Source organism: Actinosynnema mirum DSM 43827, assembly GCF_000023245.1.
GTDB lineage: Bacteria > Actinomycetota > Actinomycetes > Mycobacteriales > Pseudonocardiaceae > Actinosynnema > Actinosynnema mirum.
In genome coordinates this window covers 135,480-150,865 of sequence record NC_013093.1, presented here as the reverse complement: position 1 = coordinate 150,865, position 15,386 = coordinate 135,480, and the positions used below count along the sequence as shown (strand labels likewise).

The following is a 15,386-nucleotide window of genomic DNA, read 5'->3' as shown; positions in this document are numbered from 1 at the left end:
GCCTGGATGGTGCCCCGCCGAAGATCGGATTACCGTTGATTTTCATGCGTGCGATCACCCTGAGTGAGTTCGGTGGGCCCGAGGTGCTCCAGTGGTCGGAGGTGCGGGACCCCGCACCCGGCCCCGGCGAGGTGCTGCTGGACGTGGCGGCCACCGCCGTGAACCGGGCCGACCTGCTCCAGCGCAAGGGGCACTACCCGCCGCCGCGCGGCGCGTCCGAGGTGCTGGGGCTGGAGTGCTCGGGCGTGGTGGCCGCGCTGGGGCCGGGCGTCGAGGGCTGGTCGGTGGGCGACGAGGTGTGCGCGCTGCTGGCGGGCGGCGGGTACGCGGAGCGGGTCGTCGTGCCCGCCGCGCAGCTGCTGCCGGTGCCCGTGGGCGTCGACCTGGTGACGGCGGCGGCGCTGCCCGAGGTGGCGTGCACGGTGTGGTCGAACGTGGTGGTGCTGGCCGGGCTGCGGGCCGGGGAGACGCTGCTGGTGCACGGCGGCGCGGGCGGCATCGGCACGCACGCGATCCAGGTCGGGAAGGCGCTGGGGGCGCGGGTCGCGGTGACCGCCGGGTCGGCGGAGCGGCTGGCGCGGTGCGCGGAGCTGGGCGCGGACGTGCTGGTGGACTACCGGGAGCAGGACTTCGTCGAGGTGGTCGGCGCGGCGGACGTGGTGCTGGACAACATGGGCGCGTCGTACCTGGGGCGGAACGTGGACGTGCTCGCGCCGGACGGCAGGCTCGTGGTGATCGGGATGCAGGGCGGGGTCAAGGGCGAGCTGGACCTGGGGAAGATGCTGGGCAAGCGGGCCTCGCTGATCGCGACGGGGCTGCGGCACCGGCCGGTGGAGGGGCGGACCGGCAAGGGCGCGGTCGTGGCGGCGGTGCGCGAGGGGCTGTGGCCGCTGGTCGCGGACGGGCGGGTGCGGCCGGTGGTGCACGAGGTGCTGCCGCTGGAGCGCGCGGCCGACGCGCACCGGGCGCTGGAGGGCGGCGGGGCGGTGTTCGGGAAGCTGGTGCTGGCCACGGGCTGAGGGCTGAGGGCTGAGGTGCCCGACGGGGCACCGGGACAGGTCCCTCCGGTGCCCCTGGAGCCCTTCTGCCGGGGCGGTGGCGCCGCCTACCTTCGGAGATGATCACCGGAGGCGGGAGGCCCCATGCACTCGGACCGGGCACGGCCGGACCAGGACCGGCGGTCGGCGGCGCGCGTGCCCGCACCACGGGCGCGCTCGCCCCGCGCGGGCGAGGAGGCGGCGAGCGGCGAACCGCCCTCGGCGCTGAGCACCGGCGAGCTGATCGGCATCCAGCAGCGGGCGGGGAACGGCGCGGCGAGCGCGATCGTGCAGCGGATGGTCGAGGACCAGGGCGACGACGACCGGCCGGGGCCGAGCGCGGAGGCCAAGGGCAAGAAGAAGGCGACCCCGGAGTCCGACCTGGCGAACGCGCTCGCCCCCGGCGGCGGGGAGCCCGGCTCCCCGGCGCGCGTCGCGGCGGTCCGCGCGGCGCTGCACACCCGCCAGCGGAACGGCCCGATGTTCACCGGCCCGCAGCTCGCCGCGATCGAGCAGGCGGACCCGACGTGGCTGGACGCCGTCGGCGTCGGCACGCGCGAGGCGGCGGACCGGTACCTGGCCGAGGGCTCCTACCGGCAGTGGAACTCCCTCGACCCCGGCAGGCGCGTCCTGCTGGCGACCATCGCCTTCCGGCAGCGCCACGCGGCCACCGCGCCCGACGCGCAGCTCAACTCCCCCGCCTACACCCTGGGCCGGAGCCTGTTCTTCCGGGAGAGGGGCGTGCCCCCCGAGGACATCGCGCGGCTGGAGCAGCAGCAGGGCGACCAGATCACCAGCGCGTACGTGGAGACGCTGCTGCGCGAGGACGCTCCCCCCGAGGTCACCGGCGCGGAGGCCGCCAGGCAGAAGCAGGTGGTGACCCGCGCCAGGGAGGTGCTGATCCGGGTCTTCGTGCTCCTGCAGGCCGGGCTGAAGGTCTACAACGGGGAGGGCGCGCACATCGACTACACCGAGGGGGACGTGACCAGGGCGCTCGCGCACGGCGGCCGGGTCAACGTCCGCGTTCCCCGGCTGCGGCTCGGCGAGAACCCGTTCTTCATGAACGAGTTCCTGCGGTTGAAGGCGCTCGAGGAGCGCAGGCCCTTCTCCAGCCACCACATGAAGCTCGGCACGGCGTTCGAGAACAAGTTCGTGGAGCAGGGCGAGGGCATGGCGTCGTTCAAGAACGCGCTGGCGCTGATCGCGGGCTTCGGGCTCTGGCACCGGATGCACGGGCTCAACCTCGCGGCGGGCGGGTGGGGCAACCGCGACTTCAACAACGACGTCATCACCCCGGACGGCGGCCACGGCCACCTGTTCCTCGCCTTCCAGCCGCCGAACCTGTGGAAGAACGGCTCCGTCCAGATCGGCATGGAGACCACGGCGCCCAGGCTGCCGGTCGTCGGCAAGAAGGTGCCGAACCCGGTCGGCTACGAGCACACCGCCAGGTCGACCGAGAAGACCGCCAACCCCGAGAGCAGCTTCCACGGCCACAAGTCCGACAAGATCGGCAAGGGCGGGCTGGAGGACAGCGGTCGGCTGGTCGACCTCGGGGGCTGGGGCCCGACTGGCAGCGGACCCTGAACGACCTGGCCCAGCGGTGGGAGCAGTACCTGGACGCCGCGCGGGAGGCCGGGGTCGAGGAGCTGCGGAAGGCGCTGGAGCAGCTGCTCGGCCGCCGGGACCCCGACAACCCCGGCCCGCCGGGGGCGCCGCCCGGCGGGGGCGCGGCCTGAGCGCCCACCGGCGCCAGGGCCCAGGCGCCCAGGCCCAGGCGCTCGGGCCCAGGTGCTCGGGCCCAGGTGCTCGGCGCCGGGCTCAGGCCAGGGCCGTGGCCGCCGCGAGCGAGGTGCCGCCGGTCGGGCGGAAGCGCAGCGCGTACTCCCGCGACCAGCGCTCCAGCACCGCCCGCTCCCCCGGCCGGTGCGCGTCGTCGACCAGCACGGCCGCGCCCGGCGCGAGCACGTCGCGGAACACCGGCAGCGCCGGGTAGCGCGAGTCGCCCAGCAGGGGGCCGTCGACCATGAGCAGGTCGACCAGGCCGTGGCTGTCCACGAACGACGACACCTCGTCGCGCACCGCCGACGGCGCGTACCACTGCCCGCCGGGACCGGCGGCCGGGTGCGCGGCGAGCGGGGCGTGCACGACGCGCGCCACGTGACCCAGGCCCTCCCGGCGCAGCTGGCTGGCCACGAAGGCGGCGGTGCGCTCGTCGTGCTCCAGCGACAGCAGGTGCCCGAAGCCGCGCTTGGCCAGCAGCCTCGCCAGCACCACGGACGAGGAGCCGCAGCCGCACTCGACCAGCACCGTGCGGGAGCCCACGAGCACCTCGTCGAGCAGGGCGACCAGCGCCGACGGGCTCAGCTCGTGCGCTGTCGACGGCAGGTACTCCGACATCAGGGGCGCCAGGCGGTGCAGCGCGGACAGGTCGGCCAGTTCTCTCGCCAGCGCTTCGTCCAAGCCCGTTCCCACTCCAAGTCCGAGGCCCTCGGCGGGCGCGGGAGCGCCGCCCAGACAAGTCTGCCCCGCCAAGTCTGCCCGGCCGAGTCCACCCGGACGAGAGCCGCGGGCCCAGTCGTCCGCGGGTCCGGCCGCCGCTAGCCCAGCTCGGCGACCGCCCGCACGAGGTCGTCCACCTCGGCCGCGTTGGTGTAGTGGGCGAGCCCGACCCGGACGGCCCCGCCGACCTCGCCGACGCCGAGCACGGAGAACACCCCGTGCTGGCCGGGGTCGGCGAACGCGCAGACCCCGCGCTCGGACAGGTGCTCCACGGCCTCGGCGGACTTGACCCCGGCGACCGTGAAGGCCAGCGCGGGCACCCGGCGCATCGCGTCGCCGATGACCGTGACGTGCCGCAGCGAGCGCAGCTCGTGGATCAGGTTCGCCAGCAGCCCGGCCTGGTAGGCCTTGACCGAGCCCAGCGACGTGAGCAGCTTCTCCCGCCGGGGCCCGATGGCCGCGTCGTCCAGCCCGGCCAGGTACTCCACCGACGCGACCAGGCCCGCGAGGAGCGGGTAGGCGTGCGGCCCGAGCTCCAGGCGCTCCGGCCCCCGCGCGCCCGCCTCGACGGCGACGGAGGGCAGCAGGTCGAGCAGGGACGGGTCGCGGAAGACCAGGGCGCCGACCGGCGGGCCGCCCCAGGTGTTGGCGGACACGGCGACCACGTCGGCGCGCATGGAGGTGATGTCCAGCGGCACGAACGGCGCGGCGGCGGAGGCGTCGACCACCACGAGCGCGCCGTGCTCGCGCGCGACGGCGCCGATCCTGGGCAGGTCGGGGCGGGTGCCGACCGCGCCGGAGGCGGCGGTGACCGCGACCAGCTTGCACTTGTCGGTGATCAGCTCGTCGTACTGCCACGCGGGCAGCTCGCAGGTCTCTATGTCGACCTCGGCGAAGCGCACGACGCTGCCGGTGCGCTGGGCGGCGCGCTGCCACGGCGCGATGTTGCCGGGGTGGTCGAGCCGGGAGACCACGACCTCGTCGCAGAGGAACCAGCCCTCGGACAGGGCGTCGGACAGCCGCTGGAGCAGCACCGCGGAGCTGGGGCCGAGGACCACGCCCGCGGGGTCGGCCCCGACCAGGTCGGCCACGGCGCGGCGGGCCGCGTCGACGATGGCCTCGGCGCGCTGCGAGGCGGGGAAGATGCCGCCCGGTCCGGAGACCGGTGCGCGCAGCGCCGTGGAGACGGCCGTGGCCACCTGCTCGGGCACCTGCATCCCGGCGGGCGCGTCCAGGTGGACCCAGCCGTCGCCGAGCGCGGGGAAGAGGCCGCGGACCCGTGCGACGTCGAACGCCATGCCGCACACCGTACGTAGCGGGGGGCGGGCCGCGACAGGAGGGGCGGCCGGATCGGCGCGGGATGTCGCGGGGCCGGTTCGGCACCGGGCGGGGGCGCGGGCGAGGATGGTGGCATGAACGAGCCACGCGAGCAGGCCGAGGCCGACCAGCACGTCATCGTCGTGGGCCCGGACGGCGCCCCGGTGGGGGCGGCCCGCCTCGGCGGCGGGGAGGACGGGGTGCCCCAGGACGTCACCGAGCTGGTCGAGCAGCCCGCGAAGGTCATGCGGATCGGCACCATGATCAAGCAGCTGTTGGAGGAGGTCAGGGCGGCTCCGCTCGACGAGGCGAGCCGGGCCAGGCTCAAGGAGATCCACAAGCGGTCCATCCACGAGCTGGAGGACGGCCTGGCCCCCGAGCTGCGCGACGAGCTGGAGCGGCTGTCGCTGCCGTTCACCGAGGAGGGCACGCCGTCGGACGCGGAGCTGCGGATCGCCCAGGCCCAGCTCGTCGGCTGGTTGGAGGGCCTGTTCCACGGCATCCAGACGGCGCTGTTCGCCCAGCAGATGGCGGCGCGCGCCCAGTTGGAGCAGATGCGCGGTCGCGCGCTGCCCCCCGGCAGCGGCTCCTCCGCCACGTCGACCGAGGGCGGGCACTTCAAGGGGACCGGCCAGTACCTGTGAGCTGTCCCACGCACCCGTCCCCGAGGGCCCGCGGCGCGGGTCCGGGGGGCGGGTCCGCGCGGGCACCGTACCCGGCCGCCGGTCACTGTGAGACATGGTTGGCGGAACAAGAGGGGATGATCCGGCTTTTTCACTACGACGCGTGCATCTAAAACCACCGGGTGCTTGTTCGTTCGAGTGACGAACATCCACGGCTGCGGTAGGCAGTAATCGCAACGTGACCGACCGGCGGGGAACACAAGAAAGCGTCGCCGGTACTCTCAATCACCGTGCAACCCACTAGTACGGTCGCCGACCCCCAGGCACCCCTCGCACCTGACTCCCGCACGTTCGCACGCGCGTTCGCGGACGTGCGCGACGCCTGGCGAAACAGGGCGCTGTGGGGGCACCTCGGCTGGCAGGACATCAAGCAGCGCTACCGCCGGTCGGTGATCGGCCCGCTGTGGATCACCATCTCCATGGGGACCACGGCCGTGGCGATGGGCTTGCTCTACTCCCAGCTGTTCGGCCAGGACATCTCGACGTTCCTCCCCTACATGACGGCCGGGTTCCTGATCTGGAACTTCATGGTCGGCTGCATCACCGAGGGCACGGACGTCTTCATCGCCAACGAGGGGCTGATCAAGCACCTCCCGGCGCCCATCACGGTGCACGTGCTCCGCCTCGTGTGGCGGCAGATGCTGTTCTTCGTGCACAACCTGGTCGTCTACGTGATCGTGGCCGGAATCTTCTTCGGCACGCTCTCCGAGCCGTACCACATGCAGGGCGACCCGAACCTGCACCCCGGCATCAGCTGGACGATCCTGCTCGCCATCCCCGGCTTCTTCCTCCTCGCGGTGAACGCGGTGTGGGTGGCGCTGCTGTTCGGCATCATCAGCACTCGCTTCCGCGACATCCCGCCGGTGATCCACAGCTTCATCAACCTGGTGTTCTTCATGACGCCGATCGTCTGGCACACCGGAATCCTGTCGAAGCTCGGCGAGGGCAGCGGCGACTGGCGAGTGCTGATCGCGGAGCTGAACCCGCTGTACCACTTCCTGGAGATCGTCCGCGCGCCGCTGCTCGGCCACGCGCAGGACTGGCACCACTGGGTCGTCGTGGGCGCCTTCACCGTGGTCGGCTGGGCACTGGCGCTCGTGGCGCTGCGCAACTACCGCGCGCGCGTCTCCTACTGGGTCTGAGTGAGGCCGTAAGCAAATGGTCAGCATCGACGTCTGGAACGCCTCGGTCGACTTCCCGATCTTCGACGCGAAGTCGAGGTCGCTGAAGAAGCTCGCACTGGGCAAGGTCGGCGGCAAGATCGGCTCTGAGGGCCGGGTCCCGATCATCGAAGCACTGCACGACATCAACATCTCGCTGAAGCACGGCGACCGGGTCGGGCTCGTCGGCCACAACGGCGCGGGCAAGTCCACGCTGCTGCGGCTCCTCGCGGGCATCTACGAGCCGACGCGCGGCAGCTCGCGCATCGTCGGCAAGGTCGCCCCGGTGTTCGACCTCGGCGTCGGCATGGACCCGGAGATCTCCGGGTACGAGAACATCATGATCCGCGGCCTCTTCCTCGGGATGTCCCGCAAGGAGATGGAGAAGCGGGTCGACGACATCGCGTCGTTCACCGAGCTCGGCGACTACCTGTCGATGCCGCTGCGCACGTACTCGACCGGTATGCGGGTGCGCCTGGCGCTGGGCGTGGTCACCTCGATCAACCCGGAGATCCTGCTGCTGGACGAGGGCATCGGCGCGGTCGACGCCGCGTTCCTGGAGAAGGCCCGCGACCGCCTGAACGACCTGGTGGACCGCGCGGGCCTGCTGGTGTTCGCCTCGCACGCCGACGAGTGGCTCGCCGAGCTGTGCACCAAGGCGATCTGGATGGACGAGGGTCGGGTCAAGCAGCAGGGCGACCTGCGCGAGGTCCTGACGGCCTACAAGGGCCGCGACCCGTTCGCGAACATGAGCGAGGAAACGCTCAAGAGGCTCGGTCAGTCCAAGGTCACGACTGCGAACGGTGGCGAGTAGGACGTGAGCGCACTGCCCAAGGGGTCCGTCGTCGGGGTCGTGGTGACCCGGCACCGGCGCGAACTGCTGGCCGACTCGCTCAAGGTGCTCGCCTCGCAGACGAGGCAGCTCGATCACCTGGTGGTCGTGGACAACGGTCCCGACCAGCCGGTGGACGACCTGGTCGCGGAGTGCCCCATCCCCACCACCTACCTGGTGTCGCACCGGAACCTCGGTGGCGCGGGCGGGTTCGCGCTGGGGATGCTGCACGCGCTCTCGCTGGGCGCGGACTGGGTGTGGCTGGCCGACGACGACGGCAGGCCCGCCGACGAGACCGTGCTGGAGGTGCTGCTCCAGGAGGCCGGTCGCCGGAACCTGGCGGCGATCTCCCCGGTCGTCACGAACATCGAGCGCCCGGAGAAGCTGGCGTTCCCGATGCGCCGGGGCCTGACCTGGAAGCGGGACACCGGCGCGCTGGGCTCCGACTTCCTGCCGGGGATCGCGTCGCTGTTCAACGGCGCCCTGTTCCGGGCGTCCACGCTCGACGTGGTCGGCGTTCCGGACTACCGGCTGTTCTTCCGGGGCGACGAGGTGGAGATCCACCGCAGGCTGGTGCGCAGCGGGCTGCCGTTCGGCACCTCGCTGAAGGTGGCCTACCTGCACCCGGACGGCTCGGACGAGTTCAAGCCGATGCTGGGCGGCCGGTTCCACGCGCAGGACCCGGAGAACCAGATCAAGCGGTACTACACCTACCGCAACCGCGGCTACCTGCTGTCCCAGCCGGGGATGCGCAAGCTGGGCCTGCTGGAGCTGGCCCGGTTCGGGCTGTACTTCCTGGGCGTCCGCAAGGACCCCAAGGCGTTCGTGGAGTGGCTGAAGCTGGTGAGGCTCGGCCAGCGGGAGCGCTTCTTCCGGAAGTGAGCGCCGGAGCGCGGAGACGGACCTGGAGCGGCCCTTGAGGATTCCTCAAGGGCCGCTTTCAGCTTTTCCGGAGCACGTCGCGGCAGTCTTCTCGTTGTGAGGCGGAGGAGCCGCCTCCTCGCTCAGGAGGCGGAGATGGACCGGAGGGGCGCTGGGGACGCGGTCGGAGACCGGGTCCCGCCGAGCGGCGCCGCGCGGGGGACTCGGGGGAGGCCCTCGGACCGGTCGGCCGTCGCACGGCGGGCCGCGGCGTCGCGAGGCGTCGCGGTCCGGCCGGGGCCGAGGTGGCGGTGGGGGGAACCGCGCACGGGGGGCGCGGTGTCCCGAAGCTGGGGGAAGTCCGGTGCTGGGGGTACCGGGGTTCCGCGTCGCGCCTGGTGGGAGGTCCGCGAGGGCTTCCCACCGGCCACGACGAAAAGCGAGTTCCGCTCACTTCGCGCCTTGATCGCTCCGCGAACCGCTCGGTACAACACCTTCCGCCCGGCAACGGGCGCCAGCACTGGGGGAATGACCGTGAAGAAGACCGCACGCATCGCCGCGCTCGCGCTGACCGCCGCCGCCGCGACCCTGGCCGCGGCCCCGGCCGCGCTGGCCGGTCCCGCCGGGGGCGAGGCCACCGTCACCGGTGTGATCTGGAACGACCTGAACGCGAACGGCCTGCGCGACGCCGGCGAGCCCGGCATCAAGGGCGCCTACGTGGGCGTCCTGGGCGGCAGCTACACCACCACCGCCGAGGACGGCGGCTACTCGCTCACCGCGCCGTCGGGCCTGGCCGTCCAGGTGCACGCCGCCGACCGCTCCGGCTGGGGGGCCGTGTGGGGGCCGGAGGCGGAGGGCGGCTCGGTGTTCGGCCACTGCACCGGGGAGAGCGGCGCGGTCGTGCTGGAGCCCGGCCAGGTGCTCTCCGGCTACGACGGCGGCTTCGTGACCAGCAAGGTCGACTACAGCCCCGCCCCGATCACCCTCTCGCCCGCCAAGGACGTCTACGCGGTCGGCGACGTCGTGGAGGTGCTCGGCGGCATCGGCCACGAGGGCCCCGGCTGCGCGCAGCTGTTCGCCGAGGTGCAGCTGCCCGAGGGCGTCACCAAGCTGGACCGCCTGGGCGACCTGCGGCCCTACATGTCGGACGGCCCCCGCACGGTCACCGGCTGGACCGCCGACCGCCAGGCCCCCGGCACGCCGGGCGCGATCGGCGCCCGCTTCGTCGTGGACAGCCCGCTGTCGGCCGCCACGATCACCGTCAAGAGCGCCTGGTTCGACAGCAACCCGGCCAACGACTCCGCCAGCGTGCAGCTGAACGCGAGCTGACACCGCACCACCACCGGCACGAACCGAACCGAGCACGACCACCAGCACTGGGGGAACAGCAATGCGCAAGGCAGGCATCACCGCACTGGCCATCGCCGCGACGGCCGCGGCGCTCGGCGGGGCTCCCGCCGCCTCGGCCGCCGAGGCCACCGGCACCGTCGCCGGCTTCGTCTGGCAGGACCTGAACGCCAACGGCCTGCGCGACGCGGGCGAGCCGGGCGTCAAGAACGCCTACGTCGGCATCAAGGGCCTGAACAGCAGCTACGTCGCCACCGCCGCGGACGGCAGTTACTCGATCACCGCACCGGCGGGCAGCCACGTGGTGCACCTCGGGGACCAGAGCGGCTTCGGCAAGGTCTGGGGCCCGCAGGCCGAGGGCGGTTCGGCGTTCGGGCACTGCACCGGCGAGACCGCGCCGATCAGCGTCGGGGCGGGCGAGACCGCGCGGGTGGACGGCGGCCTGGTGCCCGCGGTCTTCGACTTCCAGCCGACCGGGCTGACCCTGAGCCCGGCCAAGGACGTCTACGCCGTGGGCGACGTGGTCGAGGTGCTCGGCGGCATCACGCACGACGGCGCGGGCTGCTCCGGGGCGCACGCCACCCTGGACCTGCCCGCGGGCGTCACCAAGCTGGACCGGCTGGGCGACTACCTGCCGTTCTACGCGACCGACAAGCCGAACCAGGTCACCGGCCAGGTGAACGAGCGCCGTGCGGCGGGCCACGCCTACACGCTGGGCGCCCGCGTCGTGGTCGACCGGCCGCTCGACGCCGCCGAGTTCAGGATCTCCACGATGTGGAACTACTCCGAGGACCCCGACCACACCAACAACTCGGCCACCACCACCATCACCGCGAACTGACCTGAGCACCGACAGCACTGGGGGGGACAGCAATGCGCAAGGCAGGCATCACCGCACTGGCCATCGCCGCCACGGCCGCGGCGCTCGGCGGGGCTCCCGCCGCGTCGGCCGCCGAGGGCACCGGCACCGTCACCGGCGTCATCTGGCAGGACCTGAACGCCAACGGCGAGCGTGACGCGGGCGAGCCGGGGCTCAAGGGCGCCTACGTCGGCATCGACGGCCTGAGCAGCACCTACACCCGGACCGAGGCGGACGGCAGCTACACCATCACGGCGCCCGCGGGCAGCGGCTACCGGGTGCACCTGGCCGACGGGCTGCTGAGCGGCTACGTCTGGGGCCCGGAGGTCAGGGGCCACTCCGTGTTCGGCCACTGCACCGGCAAGTCCTTGCCGATCGACCTGGGGGCGGGCGAGGTCGTCGCCAACGCGAACGGCGGCGTGGTCGCGCCCAGCTTCGACTTCCAGCCCACCGGCCTGACCCTGAGCCCGGCCAAGGACGTCTACGCCGTGGGCGACGTCGTGGAGGTGCTCGGCGGCATCGGCCACGACGGCGCGGGCTGCTACGGCACCTCGGCCGTGCTGAGCCTGCCCGACGGCGTCACCAAGCTGGACCGGCTGGGCGACTACCTGCCGTTCTACGCGACCGACAAGCCGAACGAGGTCACCGGCCAGCCCGACGGGCGCCGCGCGGGTCGCCACCCGTTCACGCTGGGGGCGCGCGTGGTGGTCGACCGTCCGCTGGACGCTGCCGAGTTCACGCTCTCCACGATGTGGAACGACTCCTTCGACCCCGACCACACCAACAACTCGGCCACCACCACGCTCAGCGCGCGGTGAGCTGACCCGACACGCCGAAGGGCCCCGGTGCGCGACGCACCGGGGCCCTTCCCGTCAGCCGGGACCGGTCAGTCCAGGGAGCCGTCGAGCGCCTTGCCCTCGGTCAGGTGCGGGGCGATCTTGTTGTCGAACGCGGTCAGCGCCGCGCCGATCGCCATGTGCATGTCGAGGTACTTGTAGGTGCCCAGGCGACCGCCGAACAGCACGTTGTGCTCGGAGGCCTCCTTCTTCGCCAGCTCGCGGTACTTCTCCAGCTTGGCGCGGTCCTCGGCCGTGTTGATCGGGTAGTACGGCTCGTCCTCCTTCTCCGCGGAGCGGGAGAACTCGCGGACGATGACCGTCTTGTCGGCCGGGTACTCGCGCTCCGGGTGGAAGTGCCGGAACTCGTGGATGCGGGTGTAGGGGACGTCCGCGTCGTTGTAGTTCATGACGGGCGTGCCCTGGAAGTCCCCGGTGTTCAGGACCTCCATCTCGAAGTCCAGCGTGCGCCAGCCCAGCCAGCCCTCGGAGTAGTCGAAGTACCGGTCGACCGGGCCGGTGTAGACGACCGGGGTGCCCTCGGGGATGTCGGCGCGGACGTCGAAGAAGTCCGTGCCCAGGCGGACCTCGATGTTCTCGTGGTCGGCCATCTTCTGCAGCCAGGCGGTGTAGCCGTCGACCGGCAGGCCCTCGTAGGTGTCGTTGAAGTAGCGGTTGTCGAAGTTGTAGCGCACCGGCAGGCGGCTGATGACCGCGGCGGGCAGCTCCTTCGGGTCCGTCTGCCACTGCTTGGCGGTGTAGTCGCGCACGAACGCCTCGTAGAGGGGGCGGCCGATCAGCGAGATCGCCTTCTCCTCCAGGTTCGTGGCGTCCTTGGCGTCGATCTCCGCCGCCTGCTCGGCGACCCACGCCCGCGCCTCGTCCGGCGACAGGTACTTGCCGACGAACTGGGTGATCAGGCCGAGGCCCATCGGGAACTGGTACGCGGTGCCGTCGTGCATGGCGAACACGCGGTGCTGGTAGCCGGTGAACTCGGTGAACTGGTTGACGTAGTCCCACACCCGCTTGTTGGAGGTGTGGAACAGGTGCGCCCCGTAGCGGTGCACCTCGATGCCCGTCTCGGGCTCGGCCTCGGAGTAGGCGTTTCCACCGATGTGGTCGCGGCGCTCCAGGACCAGGACGCGCTTGCCGAGCTGAGACGCGGCGCGCTCGGCGACCGTGAGGCCGTAGAAACCGGAACCGACGACGATCAGATCAAATCCAGCGAAGCTCACGAGCGCGAGGGTACGGCAGTGACCCGCTGTGACAGGGAGCACCCCGATTCCGGTGATCCTGCGCTTTTCCCGTCCAGCGCGGAAAAAAACCGGGCCCGCTCCGTGGGGAGCGGGCCCGGTGGGGAGGAGCGGGAGATCAGAGGACCGAGCGCGGCATTTCCGGCTTCGGGTTGAACTTGACGCCCTCGACGATCTTCTTGAACAGCTTGACGCGCAGCCCCATGGGCACGCGGCCCTGCTTGAGGCCCTGGTGCACGCGGCCGACGAACTTGGCGAACGCGACCGGGTTCTCGTGGTGCAGGCGGTACGAGGCCTCGTTGCGGGCGCCGTACTCGAACTTCCACATGTTGGAGGCGTTCACGTCGCTGAAGTTCACGCCGCGGTTCACGCCGAGGTCGTGGACGACGACGCTGCTGAGCACCTGCACGCCGGGGCCGGACTTGTTGACGCGCAGCGTGTACTCCTGGTCGTCGAACCAGATGAAGTACTCGCGCAGCGGAAGGCCGTGCTTGGTGAGGGCCCAGCGCGGGAACATCACCGAGACGAAGGAGCAGTGCTTGACCAGCACGTTCTCCTGGCCCTTGGAGATGAGGCGGCCCCAGTCCCAGGTGGTGACGGGGTTGTTCATCTCGCAGATGGAGCCGTCGACCCACTTGACCAGCGAGCAGGCGAACGGGAGCTGCATGTTCAGCTCGGCCTCGGCCTTGGCCAGGCCGTTGAGGAGCTCCTCCAGCGCGTCGCTGTTGGCGTAGCAGTCGTCGTCCATGATCCAGACGAAGTCCGCGCCCAGCTCGTAGCCCCGGTTCATGCCGGTGGCGAAGCCGCCCGCGCCGCCGGTGTTCTCGGTGAGCCGGATGATCTCGACGTTCTCGACGCCCTCGTACTGCTTGAGGACCTCGTCGGTGCCGTCGGTGGACGCGTTGTCGACGATCACGAGCCAGTCGGCCTTGCGGGTCTGGGCCAGCACGTGGTCGAGCACCTTGGGGAGCTTGGCCTTGCGGTTGTACGTGACGACAACGGCGGCAACGGTGCTCACTTGAGCCATCCTTCGTAGGTGTCGCGGACCCAGGTCCGGGCGTCGGGCAGCTTGGCGAACGCGGCGGCCTTGCCTGCCTGCTCGTCCAGCCAGATCTTGCGCTGCTCCGGCGAGTTGATCATGGTGCGGATGCGCTTGGTCGCGGTGGAGATGAAGGGGTACGGGTGGCGCGGCAGCAGCAGGTCCTCGGCGATGAGGGACGCCTGCGAGCCGACCTCGGTCGACACCACCGGGACGCCGGCGGCGGTCGCCTCGAACGACGTGAGGGTCAGGCCCTCGTTGTCGGAGGAGATCACCAGCACGTCGGCGTCGGCCAGGGTCCTGGTGACCGGCTTGTCCGGACCGCGCAGCTCCAGCACGTCGGACAGGTTGAGCCGGGCGATGAGCCCGGTGACCTCCGACGCCAGCTCGCCGTCGCCGTGGACGATGAACTTGATCGGGCTGTCGACCGCTTCCTTCAGGCTCGCCGCGAGCTGCAGGAACAGGTACGGGCGCTTCTGCTGCGTGAACCGGCCGACGAACGCCACCGTGAACGGGGCGCCCGCGGGCTTCTCGGTCCGGGTGTTCTCCTCGATCCCCTTGGTGGTGAGGTTGGCCAGCGTCGCCAGCTTCACCTTCTCCGGGTTCACGCCCTGCTTGCCGATGAGGTAGTCGCGCAGCATCGGGGAGATGACGTGGTGCTGGTCGATGACGTTGGTCATCCGCACCGAGATGTCGACGAAGCCGCCGGTGCGCCACTCCAGGATGTGCAGCGAGTCCACCACCGGGAGGTCGGGGCGGATCGACTTCAGCCACGGCAGGCGCTGGGCCAGCCAGGTGCTGTGGTGCAGGTGCACGCCGCGCACGTCGTACGCGGAGAGCACGCCGTTGAGGAACGCGGACTCCTCGGCGGCGGCGACCGGGTGGGTCAGCGGGACGACGATCGCGCCGTCCAGCTCCGGCCGGGTGATCCACGGGTGGGTGGACGGCCGGTCGGTGACCACGATGGGGGTGAACCCCGCGTCCTTGGCCAGCTGGACCGTCTCCAGCGCGAACCGCTCGGCGCCGCCCAGCTCCAGCCAGTGGATGCCGAACAGGATCGCCGGGGTGGTGCCCGCGGTGGTGGCCGTGGTGCCCCTGGTGATGCGGACCGGCGCCTTCTTCGGCACGTCGCGCTGGCGGTAGCGCTTCTCGGTCACGTCGGTGCGGTACTGGCGCAGCACGTCGAACTGCACCGGCGCGAAGAAGCGCACCGAGCGGCGGACCTTGCCGAGCACACCGGGCAGCTGGTGGTACGCCGAGGCGATCTCGGGCTCGCCGCCCAGGTCGACGGCGAGGTCGAGCAGACCCTCGGTGGCGCCCTTGCCAGTCGTGGTCTGCACGGTGCTGCGCACGACGAGCGAGCCGACGACCTCGCGGTCGTCCTCCCACTCGATCTGACGGGTCTTCTCGTCGGTCAACGAGGGCATCGAGCCCCTGGGACCACGAAGAACGGTGATCCGGAACGTCTGACCGGGCCTGGTGAGCGCGTGGAAATTGATCGCGCCGATGAGGATGCGGCGTTCCCGCTCGTCGAGCAGTCCTCCACCACCGGTCAGGCCGACGCCGCTTTCGTCGAGAAGTTCGACAATTCCTGGAAGCTGGTTCACGGGCCCTTCCGTCACATCTCTCGGTTGTTGTCGAGTAGCGCCGTCGGGGCGGCGTG

General features: G+C 71.6%; 14 protein-coding genes. 9 read left to right on the top strand and 5 right to left on the bottom strand.

Annotation, left to right across the window (positions count from 1 at the left end):
- Positions 1-44 precede the first annotated feature (44 nt).
- Together AMIR_RS00705 and AMIR_RS00700 are read left to right on the top strand one after the other, a co-directional pair.
- The gene (locus tag AMIR_RS00705; RefSeq protein WP_012782773.1) at positions 45-1,019 is read left to right on the top strand and encodes an NAD(P)H-quinone oxidoreductase; all 975 of its coding nucleotides are present in this window, start codon (positions 45-47) and stop codon (positions 1,017-1,019) included.
- 123 nt (positions 1,020-1,142) lie between these two features.
- Positions 1,143-2,621, top strand: a complete 1,479-nt coding sequence (locus AMIR_RS00700) for a hypothetical protein (protein ID WP_012782772.1) — start codon at positions 1,143-1,145, stop codon at positions 2,619-2,621.
- A 234-nt stretch (positions 2,622-2,855) separates the two neighbouring features.
- Here the strand turns inward: AMIR_RS00700 and AMIR_RS00695 are convergent, their stop codons facing one another.
- Positions 2,856-3,497 carry a class I SAM-dependent methyltransferase gene (locus AMIR_RS00695; protein ID WP_240438779.1) on the bottom strand — a complete coding sequence of 214 codons (642 nt, stop codon included), beginning with the start codon at positions 3,495-3,497 and terminating at the stop codon, positions 2,856-2,858.
- Positions 3,498-3,634: 137 nt separating this feature from the next.
- Positions 3,635-4,834 (bottom strand): cysteine desulfurase-like protein, encoded by a 1,200-nt coding sequence (locus tag AMIR_RS00690; RefSeq protein ID WP_012782770.1) that lies wholly within the window; start codon positions 4,832-4,834, stop codon positions 3,635-3,637.
- Between the two features lie 114 nt (positions 4,835-4,948).
- Here AMIR_RS00690 and AMIR_RS00685 point away from each other — a divergent pair, with 114 nt between their 5' ends.
- The 7 genes from AMIR_RS00685 to AMIR_RS00655 all read left to right on the top strand — a co-directional run bounded on the left by AMIR_RS00685 (position 4,949) and on the right by AMIR_RS00655 (position 11,413).
- Positions 4,949-5,497, top strand: coding sequence for a bacterial proteasome activator family protein (locus AMIR_RS00685; protein WP_012782769.1), 549 nt, complete (start codon positions 4,949-4,951; stop codon positions 5,495-5,497).
- Between the two features lie 269 nt (positions 5,498-5,766).
- Complete coding sequence (gene wzm, locus AMIR_RS00680) at positions 5,767-6,678, top strand: galactan export ABC transporter permease subunit Wzm/RfbD (protein ID WP_012782768.1); 912 nt, start codon at positions 5,767-5,769, stop codon at positions 6,676-6,678.
- Positions 6,679-6,694: 16 nt separating this feature from the next.
- Positions 6,695-7,510, top strand: coding sequence for a galactan export ABC transporter ATP-binding subunit Wzt/RfbE (gene wzt / locus AMIR_RS00675; RefSeq protein ID WP_012782767.1), 816 nt, complete (start codon positions 6,695-6,697; stop codon positions 7,508-7,510).
- Between the two features lie 3 nt (positions 7,511-7,513).
- Positions 7,514-8,410 carry a galactofuranosyltransferase GlfT1 gene (gene glfT1 / locus AMIR_RS00670; protein ID WP_012782766.1) on the top strand — a complete coding sequence of 299 codons (897 nt, stop codon included), beginning with the start codon at positions 7,514-7,516 and terminating at the stop codon, positions 8,408-8,410.
- Between the two features lie 507 nt (positions 8,411-8,917).
- Positions 8,918-9,718, top strand: a complete 801-nt coding sequence (locus tag AMIR_RS00665; protein ID WP_012782765.1) for a hypothetical protein — start codon at positions 8,918-8,920, stop codon at positions 9,716-9,718.
- 61 nt (positions 9,719-9,779) lie between these two features.
- Entirely contained in the window at positions 9,780-10,577 is a 798-nt protein-coding gene (locus tag AMIR_RS00660) for an SdrD B-like domain-containing protein (protein ID WP_012782764.1), read from the top strand.
- 32 nt (positions 10,578-10,609) lie between these two features.
- Positions 10,610-11,413: an SdrD B-like domain-containing protein gene (locus tag AMIR_RS00655; RefSeq protein ID WP_012782763.1), complete on the top strand. Its 804-nt coding sequence runs from the start codon at positions 10,610-10,612 to the stop codon at positions 11,411-11,413.
- 68 nt (positions 11,414-11,481) lie between these two features.
- On the opposite strand, the gene glf is transcribed toward AMIR_RS00655, so the two are convergent.
- From glf to AMIR_RS00640, 3 genes are all read right to left on the bottom strand, one after another.
- Positions 11,482-12,666, bottom strand: coding sequence for a UDP-galactopyranose mutase (glf, locus tag AMIR_RS00650; protein WP_012782762.1), 1,185 nt, complete (start codon positions 12,664-12,666; stop codon positions 11,482-11,484).
- Positions 12,667-12,802: 136 nt separating this feature from the next.
- On the bottom strand, positions 12,803-13,711 hold the full coding sequence (locus AMIR_RS00645) for a glycosyltransferase (RefSeq protein WP_240438778.1): 909 nt from the start codon (positions 13,709-13,711) through the stop codon (positions 12,803-12,805).
- Entirely contained in the window at positions 13,699-15,330 is a 1,632-nt protein-coding gene (locus AMIR_RS00640) for a glycosyltransferase (RefSeq protein WP_012782760.1), read from the bottom strand. The genes AMIR_RS00645 and AMIR_RS00640 overlap by 13 nt, the downstream gene beginning before the upstream one ends.
- Between the last annotated feature and the right edge of the window lie 56 nt (positions 15,331-15,386).

Bases quoted from the DNA above. Each gene is read 5' to 3' on its own strand.
- AMIR_RS00700 (WP_012782772.1), top strand. From the start codon at position 1,143: ATGCACTCGGACCGGGCACGGCCGGACCAGGACCGGCGGTCGGCGGCG.
- AMIR_RS00690 (WP_012782770.1), bottom strand. From the start codon at position 4,834: ATGGCGTTCGACGTCGCACGGGTCCGCGGCCTCTTCCCCGCGCTCGGC.
- AMIR_RS00665 (WP_012782765.1), top strand. From the start codon at position 8,918: ATGACCGTGAAGAAGACCGCACGCATCGCCGCGCTCGCGCTGACCGCC.
- wzt (WP_012782767.1), top strand. From the start codon at position 6,695: ATGGTCAGCATCGACGTCTGGAACGCCTCGGTCGACTTCCCGATCTTC.
- AMIR_RS00655 (WP_012782763.1), top strand. From the start codon at position 10,610: ATGCGCAAGGCAGGCATCACCGCACTGGCCATCGCCGCCACGGCCGCG.
- AMIR_RS00705 (WP_012782773.1), top strand. From the start codon at position 45: ATGCGTGCGATCACCCTGAGTGAGTTCGGTGGGCCCGAGGTGCTCCAG.
- AMIR_RS00685 (WP_012782769.1), top strand. From the start codon at position 4,949: ATGAACGAGCCACGCGAGCAGGCCGAGGCCGACCAGCACGTCATCGTC.
- AMIR_RS00660 (WP_012782764.1), top strand. From the start codon at position 9,780: ATGCGCAAGGCAGGCATCACCGCACTGGCCATCGCCGCGACGGCCGCG.
- AMIR_RS00645 (WP_240438778.1), bottom strand. From the start codon at position 13,711: ATGGCTCAAGTGAGCACCGTTGCCGCCGTTGTCGTCACGTACAACCGC.